We start from the raw sequence: 24,372 nt of genomic DNA on the forward strand, positions 1-24,372 counted from the left end.
GGTGCTAGGCCGGTGACCCGGGCAGTGGCCGGGGTGTGGAGGCGGGTGGGGAAGGTTCTGACGTGGGGACTCGCGGCGCTGCTTGTGGTGGCAGCAGCGGTGGCTGGTGGGTCTGCCGTTCCGGTCGTGGATGGGGGTGTGGTGGTTGCGCCGTTGGAGGGGGTGCGTGTGGTGGGGGACCCGATCCGGTATGGGTTCACGTCGGCGGGGGAGGCGGTTGAGGGCAGTTGGGTTGTGGTGAACGATGCTGCTCGTCCGGCGGCGTTTGATGGGATGCTCCGCACTGAGGGCGGGGCAGGTGCCGGGTTGGCGTCGGCGGTGTCGGTGTTTTACGCGGGCCGTGATGGGCGGGGAGACACGTGGGTGCCGGCGGGGACGTTGTCGGATCCGTTGAGTATCCAGGACGCGTGTGCGCAGATTCCCTCGGTGTCGTGCCCTCAGGGTGTTGATGGTACGGGGCGGGTGCGGGTGCGGGTGCGGTTGGCGTTGGCGGATCCGGAGGTGTTGCAGCCGGAACGGACGTATCAGGTAGATGCGACGTTCTACGTGCAGTACGCCCCACAGGGGTGACCCCGCTGCCGCCCGTCCCTCTGTCCGTTCGCTCTTCGGGGTCCGGTCCCCGCGCTCTCGCGGGGCGCGTCTGGAGGGGGAGTTGCCCGGTGCGCGGGGGTGCTGTTTTGAACTGTTTGTTGTTGCTGACTGGTGTTGGAGTGTTGTTGTGCGTGTGATGCGGTGGTTGATGCCGGTGACGGCTGCAGTGGTCGTAGCCGGTTCGGTGACCGCTGGCGGTTCGGTGGCGCATGGTGCGGGGTCAGCGTGGGAGAAAACCGCGGAGATCACCCCGGGTACGCAGGTGCGTGAGGCGGTGGCGAATCCTGGTACGGACACGGTGCTGCTCGCCACGGGGAGCGAACAGGTATTGGTGGTGGATGGGAGAACGCATGCGGTTACGGGATCGGTACGGGTGCCCGGGGTGGGGGTGGAACGGCTGGTAGACGACCCGGACCGGAACCTGGTGTACGGTCTCGGAACATCCGGGCGGTACCTGGTCGTGATTGATGCCTCCATCAACCAGCCGGCGTATACGTTGACACTGCCGTTTGCCCCGTCCGGGATCGCGGTAGACACGGCCACGCACACCGTGTACCTCACCAGCGGTCGGTCACTGTACCGGGTTACCCCGGACACCGGGGCGACGAGTGCGGTCGCGGAAGCGGACACGGAACTGGATGAGGTAACCGTGAACCCGCACACGCATACCGTGTGGGCGTCTGGACTGCTCTCCACGATGACGGTGAACCCGGCCACCGGAGCGGTCACCCCGGTGCTGACGGGGACCGCGTCATCGCATGTCACGGTGGATCCAGCGACGGACACCGGGTACGTGACGGCCGCGGACCGGCACAGTGTCCTCGCGATCGATGAAGCCTCTGGTGCCACGATCGCCACAATTCCGTCCGGGGCGCTACCGTTGCGCAGCAGCCTCGGGGTGGGGGAGCTGTTCGTGACGGATGACCGTGATAACACGGTCACGGTAATCGACACGGCCACGCACACGGTCACCGGCACGGTCCCGGTCGCGGCACGACCCTGGTGGGTTGCGGTGTCGCCGGACGGCGCAACCGCGTTTGTCAGTACCGGAACGGGCATGCAGGTTGACGTCCTCAACAAGGTCACCACCCCGCACATCCTCACCCCCGCCCTTCCACAGGGGCGGGTCGGGGTCGCGTACGCCGCACAATTGCAGGCTGATACGCACATCGACACGTGGCGGATTACCCACGGCGCTCTGCCTGCCGGGCTAACCCTGGACTCCCACACCGGGCAGATCACCGGCACACCCCAGCACGCCGCGACGATGACAGTGACCGTGGCGGCGGAGAATGCGGCGGGCACCGGAACCCGCACCTACCCCGTCACAGTCACCACGCAACCCGACATGAGCGGTGGCAACGGTGACAGCGGGGGAGGGAGTTCCGGACGGCATCTCCCGGTGGTCAGCGGATGAACCAGCCACACCGTCACCACCCCCACACGCTCACCTGGGTCCTCGCCACAATCCTCGCGATCGTCACGAGCATCGCGGTCACCACAATCATCCACGTCTCCGGTAGCGGTGACACCGCGGCTGCGGATCGTCGGGGCGCGCTGCCTGAGGCCCGTTACGATGCGGTGATTCCGGGACTGATCCCGTTTACCCGCACTTTGCCAGCTGGTGCGCCGGTCGATACGCATCACCTCCGCCGAGACACCGTCCTGTATGGTGCCGACCGGAAGACTCCGGTCGCGGTTCTCCGGAAGCGGAACTTCATCGATCGACCGACGACGACGATCGCGGTGCGTGGTAACCAGACCTGGACGTTGATCCTCACGCCCGCACGGCAGCAGCTGCCCTCGTCCCGGACGCCCAGGCACCCGTCAGCGCCGGCGCAGACCGCCGCGTGGGCGCATACTGCCGACCTTGCCCCCTCGATCTCCGTCCGTAGCAGGGCCACCGTGCACGTCAACACCGGCACCCTCACGATCACCGACCCGCACGGTGCCACCCACGAATGGCCGGCCGGGATCGGCGCGCCGAACACTCCCACCCCGGTCGGGGTCACCGGGTACCTCCAAGAGCGGTACCGTGACCCCGCGCAAGGACAACGGATCTACCCCATCCAGTTGACATCCCTCCACGCGACCGCAGCAGACGAACCCTACCGAGGCCACGACGGCGGCCTGATCGGCATCCATTACGCCACAGGACCGCTAGCAGTAGCCACCCACGGCTGTGTCCGTGTCCACACCGACACCATCACCGCGCTCACCGCGCTCCCGGTCGGCACCCCCATCACCCTGGAGCCATAAATATTCACGGGTTTGGTATCTCCGGTCGTCCTCGACGGCAGCGCCTCCTCGTCCCAGGTGTTCGGTGGGTTTCAAGGGGGAGTTGCACCAGGGGGTTGTTCGGGCCTGAGAGAAGTTGTGTCGACGACGGTACCCTCGCCATTGTCTTCACCGAGTTTCGGCGAAGTTTCCCGCGCCGTTCAGGAGCTGATGCGTTCGCATATGCGACGCTGGTTCTTTCGTTGTTCCCTCATGATGTAGGAGTGTCCCGTATGGCGCAGCAAATCACCACGAATCTCATCGATGACCTCACCGGTGACGTCATCGAACCCGGCACCGGGAAGACGGTCTCATTCGCGTTCGATGGTACCCACTACGAAATCGACCTCACCGACACCAACGCTGAACAGTTCCGGACCGTGGTTGCGGACTACATCGCCGCTGCCCGGAAAATCACCCGAAAGAACAGCACTGAGAAGCGCAGTACGAGCCGTAGTAACGCGGACGAGCTCGCTCGCATCCGGGAGTGGGCGGCTTCGAATGGGTACGAGGTGTCTGCTCGTGGTCGGATCAGTCAGACGGTGAAAGACGCATACGCCGCCGCCCACTGAGTGGTCAGTACGGGTGAGTGTCGCCGTCACTGCCCCGGCCTTTATCGGTCGTGGCGGCGACGCTCGTCTTGCACCTGCCGCACCAGACTGAGTGTACGCGGCAGCTCCGCCTCCACGGCCGGGAAGTCATCCTGGTCCGGGTCGAGGAGATTCACCGCTCGAATCGCACGGCGCCGTGCACCGACAAGACCCACGTCGGTAAGCCACTTGCAATGCGCGATACTCTTCCTCCACACCGTGCAGCGTAACCACCAACACTATTCCCCTTCTGCCCTGCAGCCCAACGAACTGGAGAACCGACCAGCATGCCGGTCCCGAAGACTCCCGCTCCCGTCCGCCCGAACCGGACTCCGCTCTCCGAAGTTGCCTATCAGCATCTCCTTGCCCAGATCAGCACCGGGACCCTCGCTGCCGGCGCGGCGATCGATGACAGCGCCGTTGCGGCAGAACTCGACATGTCGCCCGCGACCGTGCGGCAAGCAATCAGCCGACTGGTGGAGATCGGCCTGATCGACATGGCCCCGAACCGGTACACCCGCGTCGCGGAACCCTCCCCCGCACGCTTCATCGACACCATCACCGTCGCCGTCGCGCTCTGGCGTCTCGGCGGCCACCTCTTCCTCCAGCATTGCACCCCCGACCTCGCTGCGCAGTTCCACGACCAGGTGCAGGTCGTCACCGACGACATCGACACCTTCACCGATGGCGACGTCTTCATCGGCTCTGTCCTCGATGTGCTTGATTTCCTACCCAACCACTCCGGCAACCCCGTCCTCATCGACACTGCCGGACGTCTGCGCCCCGTGATTGCACATACCGCCCGTCTTGGTGAGACCGCCTACGACCTGCCCGGCACCGCCACCCTCATGACCGAGCTCGACAACGCGGTCCACAACGCCGACCCAGTAGCACTCGACGCTGCGCTCACCGTCATCGACCGCCTCGCCGATGAATTTATTACCCGCCACAACATCTGAAACGACGCACCACTGCCACTGCCACTGCCACTGCCACTGCCACTGCCAATCCACACACCTTGCCCGAGCCAAAGGGTATTCCTGGAGTGCAACGAAACGAACATCCCCGCAGCCTCCAACACCCTCACGAGGCACACCACACATTCCATCAAGGCGCTCTGCAAACGCCCCCGCCAAGGGCGTAACTCGCCGCAGAACGTCAGCGTCATGGTCGAGCAGCCCGGCTTCTGGAGTCGTTCCACGTCCCCATGTTTCGTCAGCAGCACGCCGCCACGAGTTTCGCGCGCACCCACATCGCGACGATTAGTGACACCGCGACCGTCACCGCCGAGGTCGCTAGATGAGCTGTGAGATCTTCTCCCTGAGGACTTCGATAGGCGCTGCCTCGACGGCAACGCCGCGCTCAGCACCTCCTACACTCACGCGGCCATTCGCTGGGCTGTTTACGTACCCAAGGTGACATGTCTGAACGGGCCCCGACGTGCTCGTGGCCGAGATACTCGGGCTCGGCGTTCATCGCCGCCTGAAGCACCGTTTTCGTGAGGTGGTTCAGCGGGCCGCCCGACCAATCGGGCCCACGCCCTGTTCCTTCGTTTCGGCGAGGCACGATCACCGGCCAGAACGACCCGTCCCGGCCCCGGGGGACTTCGATCTGGACGGACCCGATCTCGGTGAGCACCGCTTCCGTCCGGGTCCCGTTGCGCATGTTGTCATTCAGCGGTGCACCGCCATGCTCGTGACGGAGGTGCTCGGTCAACTCAGCGTCCGATGTGGTCCCAAGACGTACTTCGTGAGCTGGTTCAGCCCCTCCCGGGCCGACCAGGCTCACGCCCTGTTCCTTCGCCTGCGCGAGCAGCCGCTCGGCAAGGTCCTCCTGATCGATGATCACTCCGTCACGGGATCGATTATCGTCTCGTCGATGGCTTCGGACGTGTCAGCCACCGCCATCTCATCTCGGATCAAACCGGACCCGCCACGCCGTTATTCAGTCAGTCCCCAACGGACAGAGGAGCTGGCCGGCTACTGAGGCAGTTTCCCCAATCGTTTCCGAGCGCGGCCAGAAAGGTACACATGTGGCATGCTGATTATATCCATGAGGCACTGCTCGTGGGAGCGGATGAGAGAGAGGGTGCTGATGCGGCGGATGAACTGGTTGCAGCGGAGTGTAGTGGGGCTCGTGGCAGCGTGTGTGGCTGCTGGGGGCGCCCCAGCAGTTGCTGCTGATACCGCAGCGGGTGGCGGCGCGGCGGCGACCCGGATGGAGGGACCAGCCGTAATGAAGGGCCCATATGCCTGGCAGGTGCCAGTGGCGGGCGAACGTCCAGCGCTGGTGAATGGTTCCTCGGACGGGGCGGCTTTTTCGTTCCCTGCGGTCGGGCAGAACGGGCCGATCGTTGGCAGCGATAACGGGCTCTGCATCGCGTCGCTCTCGACGACGCCGTCCTCGACGTCAGTGCAGGCGCAGCGCTGTGATCAGTCAGCGTTGCAGACCTGGACCGTTGACCCGAACGGCAGCGTCCGACTCGCAGGACAAGCGAACTACTTCATCGGGATCTGGGTCAACGACAGCGCTGCCTCAACCTGGTTAGGTGGAGCCACAACCGCACACCCTCTCGACCTGTCACGGTTGTCCAGCCTGTCCGTGGGGGCACTACACGTGGCGGATGGGAACAACCAGACCGTTTCTAGTGGTGATTCGTTCGCACCCCTTGCCGCAGTCGCGAGGACCGTGTCTGGGCAACCTGTGCCTGGCGCTTCCGTAGCCTTCCAGGTCCAGGACGACGGCGACACCGGGACGGTGTTCCGTGACGCGAACCCGGACATCGTCGCCACCACCCCGGACGGTGTTGCAACCACCGACCGGGAGCTCGTCGCTGGTCCCCGTAACGGTGACGTGCGAGTCCGGGCGACAGCTGGGTCGGCGTTAGTGGAGTTCGTGTTGCATGTCGGTCCGGTCGTCGCGCAACGCGTGGTGATCGCGGCCGGGGACGACCAGTCCGCTGAAGCGGGCGCCCGATACGGCACCGACCTCGCCGCCCGTGTCGAGACCAACACCGGCCTCGGCGTCGGCAATATTCCCGTCACCTTCACCATTCGGGGCAACACCGGCACCCGGTTCGACACCACGAAGACCCCGAACGCGCGCCTGGCAGCGGATGGGACAAGCGTTGTCGTGACCAGTGCAACCAATACCAACGACCCTGATCAGACTGGCGCCGCGACCGCACCAACCATGATCGCTGGCCCACAAGCGGGCCCCTTCACGGTCGAAGTGGAAGCGGACGGCGTCACTAAGACCATCGACTTCTCCGAAAGCGTCGTCCCGGGAAACCCCACTCACCTGCAGGTCGATTCCGGTGACGGGCAAGAAACCGCCCCCTACACGCCCTTCGGTCACAACCTTCGCGTCAAGGTCACCAACTCCGCCGGCGCTGCCGTGCAAGGTGCCGGCGTGCAGTTCGAGATCCGCGGCGCGACCGGCACCACCTTCGCAGATGGCACCAGCACTGCGGACCGCAAAACTGATGAGAACGGTCTCACTGGCACCCCCCGCATCATCGCTGGGGACAGTGGCTCCGTGACTGTCGTCGCAACCGCGAGCAATGGCGCCGAAGTGTCCTTCCACCTCACTGTTACCGGCACCACGCACCTCGGCAAAAACCCCGTCACCGGACAGCGCCGGTAGCCCGCCCGAGAGCAGCCACACCCGATCTTCAGACTGATAACACGCGGGTCTGAAGATCGGTCGCTGCGAGGCCCCTCGGCTTCGGCTCGGCCGACGTCGAGGACTTCTTGCCACCCACGAGGCACCATCGTTTGGTTGCTGCTCGCGGCAGGTCCACAACGACCCGTCTAGGGCGTGTCTTGCAATTGGTGGAGCCAGGCGATGACGGCGTTGAGGACGACGGCGGCGCGGTAGACGATCGCGAGTTTGTCGTACCGGGTCGCCAGGCCTCGCCACTGCTTCAACCGACAGAAGCCGCGCTCGATGACGTTGCGCTGTTTGTAGTCGATCGGGTCGTAGGTGACGGGTCTGCCGCCGCGGAATCCGCGCCGCTTTCGGTGTCCTTGCTGGTCGCGGGGTTCCGGGATCACTGCCTCGATGCCGCGACCGCGCAGATGGGCTCGGATGGCTCGGGATGAGTACGCCTTGTCACCGCGGAGCTTCTCGGGTCGGGTGCGTGGCCGGCCGACTGGCCGAGCGACGCGAAGCTCGGCCAGCAGGGGCAGCAGCATCGGTGAGTCGCCGGCCTGCCCGGGTGTGATCAGTGTCACCAGCGGCAGCCCGTGCCCGTCGACGAGCTGGTGCACCTTCGTGGACAGGCCGCCGCGGGAGCGGCCGAACCCGTGGTCAGGCGGCTCGGACCGAGGATCCGTGTAATTCGATGAAGCCCCCTGTGGTGCGGGTGATGTTCGTGGCGTGCTGATGCGCACGGGCGATCGTGGAGTCCACCGACACCGACCAGTCCACCTGCCCGGCCGCGTCCGCCGCGGTCAAGAGCCGGTCGAGGACGATATCCCAGGTGTCATCGCCAGCGAGCCGGCGATGCCAAGCCCATACCGTCTGCCACGGCCCGAACGTCCGCGGCAGGTCCCGCCACGCGATCCCGGTCCGGTACCGGTAGATGATGCCCTCGACCATGCTCCTGGCGTCCGCGAACGGCCGCCCCGCGCGACCCGTCCGACCGGGCAACAAATCAGCGATCAACACCCACTGAGCATCCGAGAGCAACTGGAAGCGAGGCACCCCAACAGCATCCAGGAATCACGAGCAACCGATTACAAGACACGCCCTAGGTCCTCTCGCGTTACCGTCGACGTGCGCTCGGGCTGCCCCCCCCCACGTTCGATCGCAGCTGCTTGGGTCAGCCTCTAAGTTTGATCCGAGTGGTACCGGCCCCGGTCCTGCTTTTCCCCTTGCGGGCCGGGGCCGCTTCATGTCGGCGGCCTCTGCGCGCCAGCGAGCTCCTCGAGCACGGAAGCGTTGAGCGGGCCGCAGTTCAGTGCCGGCGGCCTGCGTTGTCTGAGCTGCCCCGCCTGCGGCGGCCTTTTCTGACTGATATGAGCCGGCTCCGCCAGCGGAGTGCTTGTCGAACACCGGAGGGGTTCGTTGTTTGCCCGGGAAGCCTTCGGCGGTTGCACGGACGAGGTTCCGGGGTACAAGCCGTCGCCACCGCCGCACGCGAGAACTTCCGACCGGCCCCGTCAGCTGGATCTCCTGCGTCGGCGGGAGGGGGCCGGTCAAAATTTCTCGGAGCGTCGCCGCTTTGGGCTTGCATCCCGGCCCCTCGTCCGATCGGCACTTCGTGCCTTCCCGGGCAAACAACGAAAGGGAGAGGAAGAAGGGCCGCCCCGTTGAGCTGCTGCAGCAGGACCGGGGTCGGATGATCGGTCGGCCAAGCCCATCCGCCGATCATCGGGCTGCAAGCCCGGGACTACTACCTCCGTGTCGACGGAACGACTGCTCCGTTGACCCGTCAGTCATCGGCCGGTTCATCGACATCACCGCGACCGGCACCACGGTGACGTTCCGCACGACGGCCAACCGGCCAGTGAACACGCCCGCTGCCGGGCGCAACGCCAAATCCGCCCTGTGTGTGCGGGAAGGCAGGAACAGCCCCGCTCCCCGCACACACAGTCTGTGCTCTCAGCCCCCGAGGACATCTCCGAGAAGATCCATCAGTGGATCGGTGAGGTCAAGCGAATTGAGGATGTCGTTGATCAGTTCATCCACGGTGTTGCTCCTTTGCATCAGTGCGCGGCGCGGCGGCCGTGCCCAGTTCTCTGAACGTCGCCGAACTCCTCGGCAACGTGTTCGTTTTACTCCGTCCAGCCGCGCTCGTCCGAACAGTGGGTCCTTACTTTCGTCTCACGGATACCAGCGCAGTTACAGGGACACGCCGTTAGATCCGAGCTGTGAATATTCGCTGATCTGCGGTTCTGGTCACGCTCGCATACGTCACTCGCCCGCGGGCGGTGCCACCGCGCGGAGGTAGGCATGCACTCTGAACCGCCCTGGTTTCTCTGCCGGCGGGTTACGGGTGGCTGGCGAGCTGCCTCGTAACGTGTGTGTCAGCGTAGTGGGCGTGTTCGTACTCGGCTGGTGGGAGCATGCCGAGGGTGGAGTGGAGCCGGCGGTTGTTGTACCGCTCGACCCACGCGGCGGTGGCGTACTCGACGTCATCGATGCTGCGATACGCGCCCGGGTGGAACACGTTGGTGCGGACGCACTCGGTCTTGTACAGCCCGTTGATCCTCTCCATGAGCGTTGTCACACGCGGGTCAGCCACGAGTCGACCGAGCCGTCAGGGCCGGCGACGAGGTACACATGCGCGGCGCTGGTGAGGCCGAGCGCAGTATTCGCGTGGACCAGTGGCGCGATCGCGTCGTTGGTCGCTGCGAACAGGAACCCGCAGTCCAAAGGGCCGTTGGCTGTTAGCGCGTGCACGGTGATCAATCCGGAGTACCGATCGCGGTTGAGGTAGGCGGGGAAATCCGCCGCACCATCGCACGCGCCAGCAGGTCCGCGTGCAGGTTGTCCCACGCGATCACTGGTTCGAACGGCGGGATCGGCACCGATACAGCCGGGCATCCCTCATCCGATGATGAAGCAGCGGTAGCGCGGAACTGGCAGATCATCCACCCGACCGCAGCCATAGCCACCAACGGCAAACCGAACCCGGCGCCGGCAGCGCCAGCCGCGGCCCCCACGATCGCGACGGCGATACAGCAAGCCTCGAGCGCGAGCGTTCGCATCAACGGCCGTGCGTGACGAGGCGCCGCATCAGATCGATCAACGCGTCCGCGTGCTCCTCCCGGATCTGCGGATCAGCCAGAGCAGCATGCTTATCGACAGCGGTGAGGTACTCGAACACGGCAGCGCGAGCGTCATCCCACCGCAGCGTCTGCTCAACCATCCGGTGATTGGTGATGAACTTCGGCGGTGTCGCTGACATCAACGTCATGCGGGTGATCCTTTCGACATTGAAACGGTTGAACACTAAACTACACATAACGACGGTGCGACCGGCGCTACCGTGAGGAGGTCAACGTGTTCGTTGGGATCGTCGCGACCGGGCCCGTCCGGCAGCTCGGCTGGCTTCAGACCTCACCTACCCCCTCGTCTGCGATGAGCTACAAACGGTCGGTAGAGGCACGCCGGGAGTACGCGGCCCTTGGGTTGGCACAGTTACGGTGCGCAAGGGCGGCGTTGGACGGCAGACAGAATCGTCTGTATGTTCAGAATATGAGCGGTTACTTGTTAGCAACGTTGGGCCTGGTCGGGATCGTCGCAATGACGGCGCTTCTCTCCCGTTCCCTGGATACGTATGTGCAGCGACTCCAGCAGCGGCAGCAGCCCGACCGGCCGGATGCCACCACCGCCCACTCTGAGCTGTGAGTGCTGTGGCCGCGCCTGGACCTGAAGGCAATAGGCATCTTGACCGCCACGAGACGTCGGACTATGCGGTTTCGCATGCACTGTCTGCCGGCTGGTATGTCGACCCTGGCGGGGCCATCCGATGGTGGGATGGACACGGATGGACGAACATAGTCCGTGCGCGAGCCCGCAACCCGCTGATCGAGTCAGCGCTCCCCTGCGTGCCCTCAAGGAGCCAGCCATGGGCTCCTGTTACGCAACGTTCTCGGCTGGATTGACGTCATGCGCCTCACATCAGCTCTCACCGGCTCCCACAGTGATCTCGACAACGGGATGGACGAGCGGAATGGATCGACGCATGCGGTCCTCGAGGCGCTCCTCCAACTGCACCTCTCTTACAATGCCGCGCTGGAACGGATCTGCGCCGCCGCAGGCACCAACACCACAGCAGCGGCCGCGCTTCGGGAGATCATCAGTGCTGAACGCCTCGGATCCCCGCTTGGCCGCAGCGACCTTGCCCTGATCCTCTGCATCAGCACCCCAAGCGTGACGACCCTGCTACACACCCTTGAAGAGGCCGGCTTAGCAGTACGGGTGCCGCACCCCACCGACCGACGCTGCACCCTCATCCGTAGTACGCCTTCGCTCAACGCGGGTCTCGTCGCCCTGGACGATCGCATCAAATCACTCGCCGCCACCCTTGCCCCCGAAGACGCCCACACCATCACACGCTTCTTCAACCACGTCTCCGACGTCCTCGAAAACCCCCACTGAGCCAAGGCCCCTCCCTGCAGGCGCGCCCGCGGGGTAAGAAAGGGGGCGCCATTTGCACCTCGGATTGGCATCCTCTGGCTACGCGGTATCAGTTGCCCCGTCCACTTAGACAAGGTCAGGCCACACCGCGCCAAGAGCTCCAGTGTGGTCAGGATGCGACAAGGAAGCAGTAGCCGGCAGCCCAAAGCAGCGTCGCCGCAACGATAATTAACGCCACGCGAACGCGTTGCCGGTGCGCGCTTCTCGAGCCCTTCCGCAATCGTGTGCGCTGCCATGCAAGTACGGAGTGTGCTTCCTCGAGGACGGGTCTGCTGCACGGATATGTGACATCTGATCTGGCTTGCCCGGTGGGGGCCTGGAAGGATGCACTCGTGCCCAAGCCCTGCCCGCAGGAGTTCCGCGATGACGTCGTCCGGGTCGCTCAGAATCGTGAGCCGGGAGTGACGATCGAGCAGATCGCCGCCGACTTCGGTGTCCACCCGATGACGTTGACGAAGTGGCTTCGCCGCGCAGCCGTCGACGACAGGGAACGAACAGGAACCACGCGCGCCGAGTCCGAGGAGGTCCGTGAGCTGCGGCGCCGGAACCGGCTCCTGGAGCAGGAAGTCGAGGTGCTCCGACGGGCGGCGGCGTATCTGTCGCCGGCGAATCTGCCGGGAAAGGCTCTACCCACTCGCGAGCGAGATCGCCGCGGACGGGATCCCCGTCGCGGTGACGTGCCGGGTTCTCAAGCTCTCCCGTCAGCCCTACTACCGGTGGTTGGCGGCTCCGATTTCGCAGGCCGAGGTGATGGCGGCGTATCGAGCGAACGCGTTGTTCGATGCGCACCGCGATGATCCCGAGTTCGGGTACCGGCTCCTCGTCGACGAGGCCCGCGATGCCGGCGAACCGATGGCGGACCGGACCGCGTGGACGATCGTGTCGGACAACGCCTGGTGGAGCGTGTTCGGGAAGAAGCGTGGCAAGAACGGCAAGAAGCCCCGCCCCGCAGTCCACGACGACTTGTGCACGGTGACCGACGAGCATGGTCGGGTCCGGCACGTGTTCACCGCCGCGACGCCGAACCGGCTGTGGTTGACCGACATCACCGAGCACACCACCGCGGAGGGCAAGCTCTACCTCTGCGCGGTCAAGGACGCCTACTCCGGACGCATCGTGGGGTACTCGATCGACTCCCCGAATGAAGTCGCAGCTGGCAGTTTCGGCGTTAGAGAACGCGGTCCGGATGCGTGGCGACGTGGCCGGTTGTGTCCTGCATTCGGATCGAGGATCGCAATTTCGGAGCCGGAAGCTGCGTCGGGCACTCACCTGCCACGGCATGGTCGGATCGATGGGCAGAGTCGCTTCCTGTGGTGACAACGCCGCGATAGAGGGCTTCTTGGCGCTCTTGCAGAAAAACGTCCTGAACCGACGCGCGTGGGCAACGCGTGAAGAACTACGAATCGGAATCGTGACGTGGATCGAACGGACCTACCATCGGCATCGCCGTCAGGCCCGCCTCGGCCGATTGACGACCCATCGAGTTCGAAACCATCATGAAGACGAACGTCGTACTGGCGGCGTGACTAGAACCGTCGCCTATCCGTGCAGCAGACCCTTACTGTTCGACGTGGCGGGACAACGACCTGCAAGCGGAAGCGGAACGTCTCGCGCGTCGCGTCGCGCAGGCCACCGGCGCCGATGTGCGGCAGCTCACCCACGGACATCACGGCCGCGGCGATCGGGCCGGTCGGTGTCGTTGACGCCGCCGGAAGTGAACCCGGTGCCGCAGCAGCTGCGCTGCCGCAACGGCGAGAGCATGTTCCGCATCCACCGCGCGGAGCAGTACACGTCGGAGAAGACACTCCGCACCGAGGAAACGGTCCTGCATGCCGCCCGCACAGCAGACGGGTTCAGCATGCCCGCCGCACGCTTCGATGCCGCGATCGCTCGCTTCAACGCCGCCCAGGTCCCTGACGGCCGCCACGCACTGAACGCCGGGCAGATCGCGTTGGCGCGCCACTTCGCAACCGCGGGCACCCGTATCCGGACCGGGATCGGCCCCGCCGGGACAGGGAAGACGACCGCGATGCGTGCCACCGTGTATGCCGTCGAAGACGGCGGTGGCCGGGTCCTCGTGCTAGGCACGACCGCGAAGCGCACCGGTGTCCCCGTCGCATTGACCGGAACACGCTGCTGCTGGTCGATGAAGCATCGATGGCGGGCACGCCCGAACTCGGACGGCTCCTTGCCCTTGCCGATGAGCACGGCGCGGCCCTGCTGCCGCTGGGCGACCCGGCGCAGCACGGCTCAATCGGTGCCGGCGGCATCCTGCGCCTGCTGGACCGGGAGACCGATGTTGCCCGGTTGAACGAGGTGTACCGCTTCTCCGGCCCAAAGGCGAAGGAAGAAGCCGCGGCGTCGCTGCAGATCCGCGCCGGCAACGTGGAGGGGCTGAACTTCTATATCGAGAACGGCCGCGTGTTCGCCGGTACCCGTGACAAGGTCATGGATCGGGTCTACGTCGGCTGGAAACGCGACATCGACGCCGGGAAGTCATCGCTGATGATCGTCGGCACGAGCGAAGAAGTGTCTGCGTTGAACGCCCGAGCGCGCGCTGACCGCGGCACCGCCGGTGCTGTTGCGCGGGACGGACACGCCCTCGCGGACAGCAACACGGTCAGTGTCGGAGACACGATCCTGACCCGCAACAACGACCGCCGGCTCCGGATGAACCAGGGCAAGGACTGGGTGCAGAACGGCGACCTGTGGACGGTGACCGCGGTCGGCCCGTACGGGGTGATGGCCAAACACCACGGCCACGGCGGCACCGTCACCCTGCCACTGACCTACGTGGACGAGCATGTACAGCTGGGCTACGCGTCAACCAGTTACGGCGTGCAGGGCGACACCGTCGGCACATCCGGGTCCGTGATCGACCCGGACCGCAGCACCTGGGCTGAGGCGTACGTCGACACGAGTCGCGCGAAGGAAGAGAACCGGATCTACGTCGTCATCGACAAGCCGTTGGACTCCTCCGGCCACACCGACGACGAACGAGAACAGTCCATCCGTGGCGCGTTGGAACAGATCCTCGCCCGCGACATCGCACCGAAGTCCGCGACCGAGACGATGCGCGCCGAACAGGACGCCACATCCAACCTCGCGACGTTGCTGCCCCAGTACGACCACGCCCGCACCGCCGCGCTGGACCCGAAAGCGATCGAACGCGCCGAGGGTGCGGTGCGGGCGGCGTTGCCGAAGGAGCTCGCCGATCGGATCATTGATGACGAAGCATGGGCGACGTTCGCAGCGCGCCTGTCGACCACGACCTCGCCGGCACGCACCTGCCGTCCACCCTGAGCGGGTTGGTGCGGCGGCGGGACCTCGACACGATCGATCCGATCAAGTCTCCGGCGCGGGTGTACTGGTGGCGGCTTGGTCCGGTCACCACGATCGGCACCGACCTGGAACCCATCGACGGGCTCCCGAAGTGGATCACCCCGTTCAACCAGCACCTCGGCGCACCCGAGGTGCGCACCTGGCTGCAGACGCAACAAGGCCTGATGCGAGACCGCGTGCAGTTCCTCGTCGACCGGGTCATCACCGATCCGCCGGCATGGGCAGAACCTTTCGGCGCCGTCCCCGAGGATCCGAAGCGGGCTGCGCAGTGGCGGGAGGGCATTGGCCGGATTGTTGCGTATCGGGAAGCGTTCGGCGTGCCGACAGTGAGGCTGTCCTGTCCGAGGAGTCGCGGGGTGCGCACGCCGTGATGGCATGGCGGACGCCCGCGCCGCCGGCCTGGACCTCCGGAGCCGCAGGAACGCCTGGCTCGCGAGCAGGCGACAACGACCGCGACGCTGACGCACACGGCGGCGGCGGTTGACGTGGACGGGCTGCTGGAGCGTTGGCCGGCGTGGGTTCGCCAGTACGGTGTCGAACCGCATGATGGTGCTGATCGGGAAGCAAGGCGAGTCCAGCTCGCGACCGTCGCCGCGTACCGGGACGACCACGGCATCCCGGATGAGGTGCTGCGAATCCCGAGCCCTGGCCATGTTGACCGGGCCGAGCGGCACGCGTGGGCAGTCGCCGACGAGGCGCACGAGGACCTCCGCCGCACTGGGTGGGTCCGCGACCGCGACGGCGCCGACCGGAACACGGCTGGTGCGGCCGTGGATGTGCCGGCGAACCCGGCACGAGTGTCGAAGTTGCGGCCGGAGTACGCCGGCATCGATCCGGTCGACAAGACCGCGTATCAGCCGGGCGAGATCGCGCAATGCGATCTCTGGTTCCCCGAGACTCCGATCCCGGTCGCGGCTGGTCAGGACCGCGTCCTGCCTGTGCTGGTGATGGTCCTGGGGTTCTCCCGCACGATCACGGCACAGATGATCCAATCCAGCCCACAAGGACGCTGCAGCACGACTCCGGGCCGCGTTCAACACGCGGCTAGCATCATCCCGTCGGCACGCGGACGGGCATCCCGTCGCGATCCGCGCACTGACGGACTACGACACCCTCTTCGGCGTTGACTTCGACCCCGCGCGGACCACCACCGTGCCGGAAGCCACCTGACCAGGGGTTGTCCGATTCCTGGACCTTTGTAGATTTAGGGCGCTTTTGCCATCCTCAATAAAAGGAGAACACCCCTGATGACACCCACCCGAACCGCTGACGAGACCACTACCTCGAGTCCACCGACGGAGCGGGTCGGCTCACGGCTGGCTTACCTGGCTCGAGCGTTGAAGACCCCACGATCGGGAAGGTCTGTGAAGAGCTCGGCGATCGCGCCCGCGAGGAGAACTGGGCGCACGAGGAATACCTCGTCGCGGTCCTGGAACGGCAAGTCGCGGACACGGAGTCCGCCGGCACGATCATGCGGATCCGGACCGCGCACTTCCCGCAGGTCAAGACCCTCGAGGACTTCAACCTCGACCACCTCCCGTCTCTCCGCCGCGACGTGTTGCCGCATCTGGCGACGAGCACGTTCGTTGCGAAGCGGGAGAACGTGGTCCTGCTCGGCCCGCCCGGGATCGGGAAGACCCACCTCGCGATCGGGCTTGGCGTGAAGGCACCCACGCCAGCCACTCGGTGCTGTTCGACACGGCGAACAACTGGATCGCTCGCCTCGCGGCCGCGCAACACAAGGGCCAGCTCGAGCAGGAGCTGAAGAAGATCCGCCGCTACAAGCTGATCATCGTCGACGAGATCGGCTACGTCCCGTTCGACACCGACGCCGCGAACCTGTTCTTCCAACTCGTCGCATCCCGTTACGAGCAGGGGTCGATCATGGTCACCAGCAACCTGCCGTTCAGCCGGTGGGGTGAGACGTTCGGTGACGACGTCGCCGCGGCCATGATCGACCGGCTCGTTCACCACGCGGAAGTCCTCACACTCTCTGGCGATTCCTACCGCACCCACGGCCGCCGCGAGCTTCTTGGACAGAGTGGCCGGGACGACAAGAACTGACCCCAGGGGGTCAAGATTCAGACGGCAAAAAGGGACGAACCTTCACTCGGCATTGACACCGTCAGGTTGGTGACACTCGGGCTGCGGGCGTGAGTCCGTGGCTCGAGTGGATCCGCTCAGTGTTGTAGTGCTCGATCCAGGGCGCAAGAGCGTCGGCGCGGGCTTGGTTGCTCGTGATGGGTTGCCGGTAAGCCTACTCGGCTGCAAGGGTCCGTTTAAAGCGTTCGACCTTGCCATTCTGCCACGGGCAGTGCGGCTTGATGAACTTCTGCTTCACTTGCAGCCACGCGACGGCGTCTCTGAACGCGGTCGAGTGGCGGTAGGCGAACGCGTTGTCGGAGATGACCCGTTCGATCCGGCTCAAGCCGTGCTCGGCGAAGTAGGCGGCAGCCCGGGTGGGAACTCCGCGGCCATGGTCCCTTTCTCGTCCGGGTGGACCTCCGCATAGGCCAGGCGGGTGTGGTCATCGACCGCGGCGTGGACGTAGTCGAACCCGATCGGATTTCTCCGGTCACGCGTGCTCGCGGCACAGCCATGGATCTGCACCGTCGGGATGGCAACTATGGCCAAACCCACCGAACAAGTGGGCTCGAAGTTGGCCTACCTGAACGATGGAGAGAACCGTCCACACACCACACGAACGAGAACCCCCATGCCAGGAGAGCAACGTGGAATCGCCGGGTACCTCACCGCGCCAGTCCTGCTCCTGGGGCTGCTCTTCGCCGCCGCGGATGTCGCAGACGGCATCGCGGGTGCACCGGCACCAGCTCACGATGGAAGCTACCCAGCCTCTGTGTTCGGCACATCCGTGCGCCCCGACGTCGCACTCATCCTGATCTTCACGATGCTGACTATCGGCGCCGCGATCTCGCCGTGGCGACGAGCGCTCGGAATCGCCAAGTCTCGCGTTGGATTTGTAGGAAATCTTCGAATCGCTCCCGTTCGCGCTGCTGGAACGCGTCGAAGCTCTCTGGTCTATCTGCCATCGTTCTCTCCCGGGTTCGTTCGATCGCCACCCTGACGATCTGATCAGAAGATACGCTCCCGTTTAGGATGATTTCCAGCACCGGTCGTCGCTGTCAAGCAGAAGTGGGCCACCGGAGGTGGAGTAGCTCTCTTATTTGGAGAGGGGGTGGGCCCCCTCTCCAGAAAAGAGCTATCGTCGGCGCGGTCACAGGTCGAGAGTTGCCGCTACCTCTGCCTCGATGCCCTCGCCAAGAGCCGCCTCGCCTTCGTTTCCGGGAAGGAGGTGAACACCAATACCGCCCTCGAGCTCCGCGCGTACACCCCATCGAGGGAACACACGGCTGGACCCTTCCAAGGACTTGCCCGACAGTGTCTCCGCCATCCTGAGGTCGCGACGTTCCGTCGATAGCTGCTGCTCAGCGGGTAGCAGTCGGCTTGCGGGTTGCGGATATCCGAGGCGCGCTCCGGTACCCGCGAGTGTAGGTATCAACGTGGATCAACCGTTTCGCTCAGGCCGTTCACCTGGCCAACCCGAACCGCTGGCATGTTTCGCGCCGCGCTCTCTCCTTCGCTTTCATCGCATCCTGGAGTTCTCATGAAGAAGGTTTTGACGGCGCTTGCTGCGCTCGTCCTCGCTGCTGCCGGTGTGCTCACTGGCACGACCGCCGCAAACGCGGCAGGTACCGCACTGTTCTGTTCTGGTCAGGAGATCCTGACGTATACCCCTGCCCCGGCAATGGCTTTCACCGACACGTTGACCGTGCATGAGGAGTCGTACAACTGCCAGAACAACGCGTACGGCATCACTGGCACCCTGTTGCCTTCTGCCACTGTGGAGACTCTGTCTTCGAGCTGCACGACTGGTATTCGCCCCAATGAGCAAGAAACCGTGACCTACGGGTGGAACGACTTGGAATCGAGCACCGTGACGTACACCCGGTTTAGCACGACGGTGAACAACAACCGGTTCAACGTCACCGCACGCGGCACCATCACGAACGGTCTCCTCGAGGGCGCGACCGTGATCCGTACCAGTTCGCTCACCTCACTGCGGAACCTCTGCGGCGCGCTCACCGCGGTGCAGACCTCCGCCAGCAACACCACCATTCAGGTCCTAGCGCCGTGATGACGCCCCATCTCAACGCCGAGCACTGACCGGATCGGCGGTGACTCGAGGGAGACCAAGCAGTTGGGGCCCTGCCGCCATTTTGGTGGCGGGGCTCTGCTGCGTTGCCGTGGGGTCAGGTGCCTGTTGGCGGTGTCAGCGTGGTGCCGCATTTTCAGCGCACCTGCGGGAGTCATGGCCGGCGAGTGGCGCTCGGTTACGGTGGTGTGTGGAGGGTTTGATATGGGTACTCGCTGAATCGTTTCCGGCACGCGGCGGCGAATCTGCCCATGTGGCGGAACCCGCACCGGCGGGCTATGTCCGCAACGGACGCCGTACCCGGTGGCAGTGTGCGGAGTTCGGTGCGGGCCCGGTCCAGGCGGATTCCGCGGAGATACACCATCGGCGAGCAGCCCAATTCCCGTTGGAATGTGTCCTGCAGGCCGCGAACGCTGAGTCCTGCTGCGGCTGCGATGTCTGCCGTGGTGACGGTTTCGTGTGCATGGTCGTGGAGATACGTGGTCGCAGCGGTGACCCGGTCGTTTGTCTTGCCAGTTCCGGTGGGATGCGGTTCGCCGCGGAGCGGGTAGAGCTGGAGCAGGGCGCGGGCAACGTTACGGCGAGCATCCTGCCAGGCGGCGGAACCGGGGCCGTCGTCGCGGAACGCTGCGACGACTTGAGCGAGGCAGGATCGTCGGTCCGAGCGGGGGCGTGTGGGCGCGTGTGCTGGAGAGACGCAGGGTCTGCCCCGAGTTTGGTTGGACGGCCAATCGACTTCGGTGACGCCCAACGCGCCCGCTACCGCAGGCACAACGTCGTCGAACGCTGCTTCAACAAGCTCAAGCAATGGCGCGGGATCGGGATGCGCACTGACAAGCTTGCCCGCAACTACCACGCCGGACTCCGCCTCGCCTCGGCACTCCACTGGCACGCCACCACCTTTAGCAACACGCCCTAAGGTCGGGGGCACGTTCACGGCAGCTTTCCGGGGCACATCGTCGGCAGGGATGGGGTCATTCGATCAGGCCGTACTCGCGGGCAAATCTCGCAGCTGCGCCCCTGGTCGGAGCACCGACGCGCTCCATGATGTGCGCGATGTGGGATTTAACCGTCGCTTCCGAGATACACAGTCGCTGCGCGATGGCCCGGTTCGTGCGCCCTTCGCCGAGCAGGGCGAGGACCTCGACTTCTCGCGCGGTGATCCGCGGAGCCGGGGTTCCGGGGTCGGCGTGCATAGTCGGGATGAAGAACGGCTCGCCCGCCATCGCGGCCCGGGTGGCCGTGACCACTTCCGATGGATTCGCGCCCTTGAGGACGAACCCCACCGCTCCCGCTTCTTCGGTGCGGGAACGATCTGCGGGAGTCGAGTGTCCGGACAGGATGACGATCCGAGGTGGTTGCGGGAGGCGTCGGAGTGTCCGCGTGAGCTCGATCCCGGCGAACCGTCCGCCTTCTGCCCCGAAGTCCAGGTCCACCAGGGCGACGTCTGGGCGCAGGTCTTGCGCCACGCGATGTGCTTCCTCCGGCGACGCTGCCTCGAGCACGGAGAATGGATCGCCGCTGGTCTCGAGTGTGTGGCGGACACCGGCACGTACGAGTGCGTGGTCGTCGGCGATGAGGACGGAGGTCGTCGACGCGCTACGTGCGTCGGCGTCGTATGGGATGCGGTGGTAGGTCGCTTGGGCCGTGGTTCCGTCGGCGTCCGAGGCCAGGTGGAACGTACCTCCGATTTCCGCGACACGTTCCCGCGTCGACCGGAGGCCGAAGCACCTGCCGGACCAGATTGCACGCTCCTCCGTTGACGGGTTGATTCCGACCCCGTCATCGTCCACGCGGACGATGACGTCGTCGGCACCGACGTTGATACGGATGGTCGCGTGATGCGCCCGGGCGTGCTGCACCACGTTCGCCATGAGGCTCTGCACGATCCGCACGGCGGTGATCTGGTCTGTTGGGTTGAGCTTCAACATTGTCTCGACCTGGATCTTCACCGTCAGTCCGAAGCGCTGCCACTGCGACTCGGCAAGGAAACGGAGGAACCCCTCGAGTCCGAGGTCGTCAAGCCGCGGGGGTGCCAGCGCTCGGACGAAACAGCGCGCGTCGGCGAGGAGCCGCTCCGCGATACGGTCCGCTGCGAGGACACCGTCGATCTCCGTAGATGGAAGCGCGACGGACGTACTCGATCGGAGGAAGTAACGCAGAGTTGCGAGGTCTTGAATCAGGATGTCGTGGATGTCCCGGGATAGGCGGGCCCGTTCGGACAGGACCCCCTGCTCGTACCCGGTTTGAAAACTGCTGTCCATTCCTGTTGCTCCGGAACGGGCCTGGGCCGAGCGGCGCGACCACGCCACTCGGGCCCCGGCCGGTGTCATCCGAGGATGAAGTTGGCTCGGTCCTGGAACTGGAAGAAGCTCCAAAAGCTACCCGCCTCGACATAGGCGTTACCCGGGTAGAACCCACGCGCTTCCTTCGTGATCGACCATAGCCCGTCCGACTGGACCTCGGTCGCCCCATAAGGCGTGCACGGTTTCCCGATCGTGCAGCCAGTGACTGTGATGATGTCCCCCGGGATACCCCTACCCCGGACGGTCAACCGTGTCGAACTCGCAGACAGCACACTTCCCTCTTCAGGGCTCTCGATGAGGACCTGCTTGACCTGGACAGTCAGGGGATCAGAGGTGTTGCTTCGGCCGTCCTTGTCCTGGAGTGCCGTGACCGTCAGGCGTGGCTCGTCCCGCTGTCCTGAAGCCCATTCCAGCGACCAGGTGCCCTCCTTCGTCACGTCGACCCTGGGGGACCCCGGAAGTGGAGTGTGCTTCTCGTCGGCGAGACGGATCCGCGCTCCAGCCTCTCCGGTGCCGGTGAGCCGCATCGTCGGTGAGACCTCGTTGCGCGGGGGAGCGATGATCGTTGGTATTGCCAATGATGGCTGCGCCGCGACCGTCGCCTGGTAGTAGGCGGGGTTACTGCCGGGAGATTCCGGTGTAGTGACCTTAATTGCGAACGCACCGGACGTGGTACCGGCGGTCATGGCGGGCGCGGTAGCGAGACCAGACGCATTGGTGGGCACCTTCACCACGGAACGTCCGGGCTCGCCAAAGTAGGAGCCGGTCTTACCAGTGATTTCGTATTGCACGACGGCGTCGGGAACCAACCTCCCGCCCATCTCGCGGACTTCGTTGCGGAGGTTTTTCGCGAACGCTTCGCCGGCTCGGGCTGTCTGGTTGTCAACGTCTCCGAATCCGCTTATCTCCCATGCTGGCGCGTCGCTCCTGCTGTCGGGGGTCGCGACGGCAGGGAGAGCCGACACGGCGGCGCCTCCGATGCTCAACATCGCGGCCATGCCGGCCCCTGCCGCCGCCGTCAGCAGCCGCAAGCGCTGATGCTTCTTGAACATGCTCTCTCCTTTTCCTGGCCAGTGCAGAAGCCTCGGAGCAGGCGGAACGAGCCAGTCGCTGTCCTTGGCCGCTTCGGAGGCTGTCCTCGAAGGGTAGGAAGCGTGCTTATGGTCGCGCATCGTCACAATTGTGGATCTCCATCGAGGGCAAGTACCGAGACGACAACGGAGCGACTGCGGTGATGTCACGCTTCGTCGGATTGAGAGCGGGCACGTGCTGCCGGAGCGCGTTGTCGCTGCCGCGTGAAGGTTCACCCCGGAGTGCCGTGGTGGGTTCTAGTCATCGTCGCAACACTCGATCGATCGTTCGATGACCGTAGCAGCGCGGTGAAGAGCTGGGCTGGTGACCGATCGCTCAGCACTTGTCGTGGGCGGTTGTTGAGCTCGTGCTCGACTGCGAGGAGGTGTTCACGAAAGTGCGTTCGGAGGTTGGTGCCCTTTGGGAAGTACTGCCGGAGCAGCCCGTTCGTGTTCTCGTTGCTGCCGCGCTGCCACGGTGAGCGTGGGTCGGCGAAGAACACGTCGATGCCGTACTTCTCAGAGATCGTGCGGTGTCGAGCCATCTCTGTGCCCTGATCCCAAGTGATGGACCGGAACAAGCCCGGCGGCAGGTTGCTCATGCGATCCCCGATCGATGCGCTGAGGGTGTCGCTGTCACGGCTCGCCAGGTGCAGCAGCCGAACCGTTCGGGTGGTGCGTTCGACTAGTGTGCCGATCGCGGAACCCTGTCCCCGGCCGATGACGAGATCGCCCTCCCAATGCCCGGGCTCGGCACGGTCTTCGGGCGCGAACGGCCGATCCCGGATGGTGAGCATCGGTTGCTCGAACCAGTGGCGACGTCGATCGGCTTGCACATGCGCACGACGCCGGCTCCGCCCCGGACGCAGCGGCGAGGAGACGAAGGGTGCCACCACTACCGGGTGCACGAGCGCGGATCCGGGCTCCTAGGGCGTGTTGATCAAGGGGTTCGGGTTGTTCGTCGGTGAGTCTTGATGGGTGACGCGTCGCGAGATCTCTGATGAGGTGTGGGTCGTTCTGCAGCCGATGCTGCCAGCGGTGAAGACCACGGGAAGGCCGTGGACGGATCATCGCTCAGCGAGGGGATGGTGTGGAAGTACCGGACCGGAGCGCCGTGGCGGGATGTGCCGGAGCGGTTCGGGAAGTGGAACTTGGTCTACAAGCGCTTCAACCGGTGGGCCGCGGACGGCACCTGGGAGCAACTACTCGCGGAAGTCTACAAACTCGCGGACGCGACCGGCGAGGTGGACTGGGTGGCATCGATCGACTCGACGATCGCGCGCGTGCATCAGCAAGGTCGCATCCCACACGGCGGCGGGTGGCGTGTGCACGGCCGCGGGTCTGCCCAGGACCGCGCCGCGGGAGTGAAACGCGACCGCGCAGCCCGGCAGGGCGCGAGCGGGTCTCGCGGGTTCCGGTTTCTGCACCATGCCGTCGATGACCACTCCCGGTTGGCGTATTCAGAGATCCACGACGACGAACGCAAGGGCACTGCTGCAAGCTTCTGGGTCCGCGCGAACGCGTTCTTCGCTGCCGCTGGTATTCACGTCGAGGCCGTGATGACCGACAACGGTTCCTGTTACCGTTCCCGCGAGTTCGCCACCGCACTCGGCGACGCCAAGCACCGGTTCACCAAGCCCTACCGGCCCCAGACCAACGGGAAGGTCGAACGGTTCAACCGGACCCTCGCCTCCGAGTGGGCCTACGCACGCCCCTACGCCAGTGATGCAGCCAGGACCGCGACGTACGCGGACTGGCTGCATCACTACAATCACCACCGACCACACACCGGCCTCGGCGGCCAAACCCCATCAGATCGCGTCCACAACCTCACGGGGAACTACACCTAGGGCGTGTCTTGTAATCGGTTG

At 65.2% G+C, this 24,372-nt stretch carries 17 protein-coding genes and 10 pseudogenes; 17 read left to right on the top strand and 10 right to left on the bottom strand.

Features of this window, described 5'->3' with window-relative positions; all coding sequences use genetic code 11:
• Positions 1-12 precede the first annotated feature (12 nt).
• From DEJ08_RS18295 to DEJ08_RS18315, 5 genes are all read left to right on the top strand, one after another.
• A complete protein-coding gene (locus tag DEJ08_RS18295; protein WP_146248600.1) occupies positions 13-570 on the top strand; it encodes a hypothetical protein in 558 nt (185 codons plus the stop codon).
• Positions 571-745: 175 nt separating this feature from the next.
• The gene (locus DEJ08_RS18300; RefSeq protein WP_181439095.1) at positions 746-2,008 is read left to right on the top strand and encodes a putative Ig domain-containing protein; all 1,263 of its coding nucleotides are present in this window, start codon (positions 746-748) and stop codon (positions 2,006-2,008) included.
• Positions 2,005-2,850: a L,D-transpeptidase gene (locus DEJ08_RS18305; protein ID WP_111055706.1), complete on the top strand. Its 846-nt coding sequence runs from the start codon at positions 2,005-2,007 to the stop codon at positions 2,848-2,850. The genes DEJ08_RS18300 and DEJ08_RS18305 overlap by 4 nt, the downstream gene beginning before the upstream one ends.
• A gap of 251 nt (positions 2,851-3,101) precedes the next feature.
• The gene (locus tag DEJ08_RS18310) at positions 3,102-3,440 is read left to right on the top strand and encodes a histone-like nucleoid-structuring protein Lsr2 (RefSeq protein ID WP_111055707.1); all 339 of its coding nucleotides are present in this window, start codon (positions 3,102-3,104) and stop codon (positions 3,438-3,440) included.
• A 305-nt stretch (positions 3,441-3,745) separates the two neighbouring features.
• The gene (locus DEJ08_RS18315; RefSeq protein WP_111055708.1) at positions 3,746-4,417 is read left to right on the top strand and encodes a GntR family transcriptional regulator; all 672 of its coding nucleotides are present in this window, start codon (positions 3,746-3,748) and stop codon (positions 4,415-4,417) included.
• A gap of 595 nt (positions 4,418-5,012) precedes the next feature.
• Here DEJ08_RS18315 and DEJ08_RS18985 read toward each other — a convergent pair.
• Positions 5,013-5,326 (bottom strand): annotated as a pseudogene (locus tag DEJ08_RS18985) (transposase); the annotation flags it as partial.
• A gap of 367 nt (positions 5,327-5,693) precedes the next feature.
• Between DEJ08_RS18985 and DEJ08_RS18325 the strand changes: the two are divergent.
• Positions 5,694-7,103, top strand: a complete 1,410-nt coding sequence (locus tag DEJ08_RS18325) for a hypothetical protein (protein WP_146248601.1) — start codon at positions 5,694-5,696, stop codon at positions 7,101-7,103.
• 167 nt (positions 7,104-7,270) lie between these two features.
• On the opposite strand, the gene DEJ08_RS18330 is transcribed toward DEJ08_RS18325, so the two are convergent.
• The 4 genes and pseudogenes from DEJ08_RS18330 to DEJ08_RS18345 all read right to left on the bottom strand — a co-directional run bounded on the left by DEJ08_RS18330 (position 7,271) and on the right by DEJ08_RS18345 (position 10,383).
• Positions 7,271-8,165 (bottom strand): IS5 family transposase gene (locus DEJ08_RS18330; protein ID WP_284180522.1). Its coding sequence is split into 2 segments (ribosomal slippage): positions 7,271-7,813 and positions 7,815-8,165, totalling 894 coding nucleotides; the frame shifts between segments, so codons are not numbered across the junction.
• 1,288 nt (positions 8,166-9,453) lie between these two features.
• A pseudogene (locus DEJ08_RS18335) lies at positions 9,454-9,687 on the bottom strand (integrase core domain-containing protein); the annotation flags it as partial.
• Positions 9,688-9,689: 2 nt separating this feature from the next.
• Complete coding sequence (locus DEJ08_RS18340; RefSeq protein ID WP_146248587.1) at positions 9,690-10,010, bottom strand: hypothetical protein; 321 nt, start codon at positions 10,008-10,010, stop codon at positions 9,690-9,692.
• Between the two features lie 163 nt (positions 10,011-10,173).
• Positions 10,174-10,383: a hypothetical protein gene (locus tag DEJ08_RS18345; protein WP_111055670.1), complete on the bottom strand. Its 210-nt coding sequence runs from the start codon at positions 10,381-10,383 to the stop codon at positions 10,174-10,176.
• Between the two features lie 439 nt (positions 10,384-10,822).
• Here DEJ08_RS18345 and DEJ08_RS18990 point away from each other — a divergent pair, with 439 nt between their 5' ends.
• The 8 genes and pseudogenes from DEJ08_RS18990 to istB all read left to right on the top strand — a co-directional run bounded on the left by DEJ08_RS18990 (position 10,823) and on the right by istB (position 17,015).
• Entirely contained in the window at positions 10,823-11,074 is a 252-nt protein-coding gene (locus DEJ08_RS18990) for a DUF2510 domain-containing protein (RefSeq protein WP_502869464.1), read from the top strand.
• A 4-nt stretch (positions 11,075-11,078) separates the two neighbouring features.
• Entirely contained in the window at positions 11,079-11,570 is a 492-nt protein-coding gene (locus DEJ08_RS18350; RefSeq protein ID WP_111055673.1) for a MarR family winged helix-turn-helix transcriptional regulator, read from the top strand.
• A 371-nt stretch (positions 11,571-11,941) separates the two neighbouring features.
• Positions 11,942-13,135 (top strand): annotated as a pseudogene (locus DEJ08_RS18355) (IS3 family transposase).
• Between the two features lie 332 nt (positions 13,136-13,467).
• Positions 13,468-13,698: pseudogene (locus DEJ08_RS18995) on the top strand (AAA family ATPase); the annotation flags it as partial.
• A gap of 29 nt (positions 13,699-13,727) precedes the next feature.
• Positions 13,728-14,912: an ATP-dependent DNA helicase gene (locus tag DEJ08_RS18360; RefSeq protein ID WP_258367319.1), complete on the top strand. Its 1,185-nt coding sequence runs from the start codon at positions 13,728-13,730 to the stop codon at positions 14,910-14,912.
• Positions 14,846-15,322 (top strand): hypothetical protein, encoded by a 477-nt coding sequence (locus DEJ08_RS18365; protein ID WP_111055676.1) that lies wholly within the window; start codon positions 14,846-14,848, stop codon positions 15,320-15,322. Before DEJ08_RS18360 ends, DEJ08_RS18365 begins: the two co-directional genes overlap by 67 nt.
• A 423-nt stretch (positions 15,323-15,745) precedes the next feature.
• A pseudogene (locus DEJ08_RS18370) lies at positions 15,746-15,958 on the top strand (IS21 family transposase); the annotation flags it as partial.
• Positions 15,959-16,198: 240 nt separating this feature from the next.
• Positions 16,199-17,015, top strand: a pseudogene (gene istB / locus DEJ08_RS18375) (IS21-like element helper ATPase IstB).
• Between the two features lie 61 nt (positions 17,016-17,076).
• Here the strand turns inward: istB and DEJ08_RS18380 are convergent.
• Positions 17,077-17,531, bottom strand: a pseudogene (locus DEJ08_RS18380) (integrase core domain-containing protein); the annotation flags it as partial.
• 1,045 nt (positions 17,532-18,576) lie between these two features.
• On the opposite strand from DEJ08_RS18380, the gene DEJ08_RS18385 reads away from it, so the two are divergent.
• Complete coding sequence (locus tag DEJ08_RS18385) at positions 18,577-19,107, top strand: hypothetical protein (protein WP_146248589.1); 531 nt, start codon at positions 18,577-18,579, stop codon at positions 19,105-19,107.
• 196 nt (positions 19,108-19,303) lie between these two features.
• Here DEJ08_RS18385 and DEJ08_RS19000 read toward each other — a convergent pair whose 3' ends face one another.
• From DEJ08_RS19000 to DEJ08_RS18400, 4 genes and pseudogenes are all read right to left on the bottom strand, one after another.
• Positions 19,304-20,080 carry a helix-turn-helix transcriptional regulator gene (locus DEJ08_RS19000; protein WP_502869463.1) on the bottom strand — a complete coding sequence of 259 codons (777 nt, stop codon included), beginning with the start codon at positions 20,078-20,080 and terminating at the stop codon, positions 19,304-19,306.
• Between the two features lie 19 nt (positions 20,081-20,099).
• A complete protein-coding gene (locus DEJ08_RS18390; protein WP_181439085.1) occupies positions 20,100-21,389 on the bottom strand; it encodes a helix-turn-helix transcriptional regulator in 1,290 nt (429 codons plus the stop codon).
• Positions 21,390-21,454: 65 nt separating this feature from the next.
• Positions 21,455-22,483 carry an Ig-like domain-containing protein gene (locus DEJ08_RS18395; RefSeq protein ID WP_111055679.1) on the bottom strand — a complete coding sequence of 343 codons (1,029 nt, stop codon included), beginning with the start codon at positions 22,481-22,483 and terminating at the stop codon, positions 21,455-21,457.
• 251 nt (positions 22,484-22,734) lie between these two features.
• Positions 22,735-23,427, bottom strand: a pseudogene (locus DEJ08_RS18400) (IS30 family transposase); the annotation flags it as partial.
• A 132-nt stretch (positions 23,428-23,559) separates the two neighbouring features.
• Between DEJ08_RS18400 and DEJ08_RS18405 the strand changes: the two are divergent.
• Together DEJ08_RS18405 and DEJ08_RS18410 are read left to right on the top strand one after the other, a co-directional pair.
• Positions 23,560-23,694, top strand: a pseudogene (locus DEJ08_RS18405) (transposase); the annotation flags it as partial.
• A gap of 90 nt (positions 23,695-23,784) precedes the next feature.
• Positions 23,785-24,351: pseudogene (locus tag DEJ08_RS18410) on the top strand (integrase core domain-containing protein); the annotation flags it as partial.
• Between the last annotated feature and the right edge of the window lie 21 nt (positions 24,352-24,372).

This window comes from Curtobacterium sp. MCLR17_054, from assembly GCF_003234335.2.
GTDB lineage: Bacteria > Actinomycetota > Actinomycetes > Actinomycetales > Microbacteriaceae > Curtobacterium > Curtobacterium flaccumfaciens.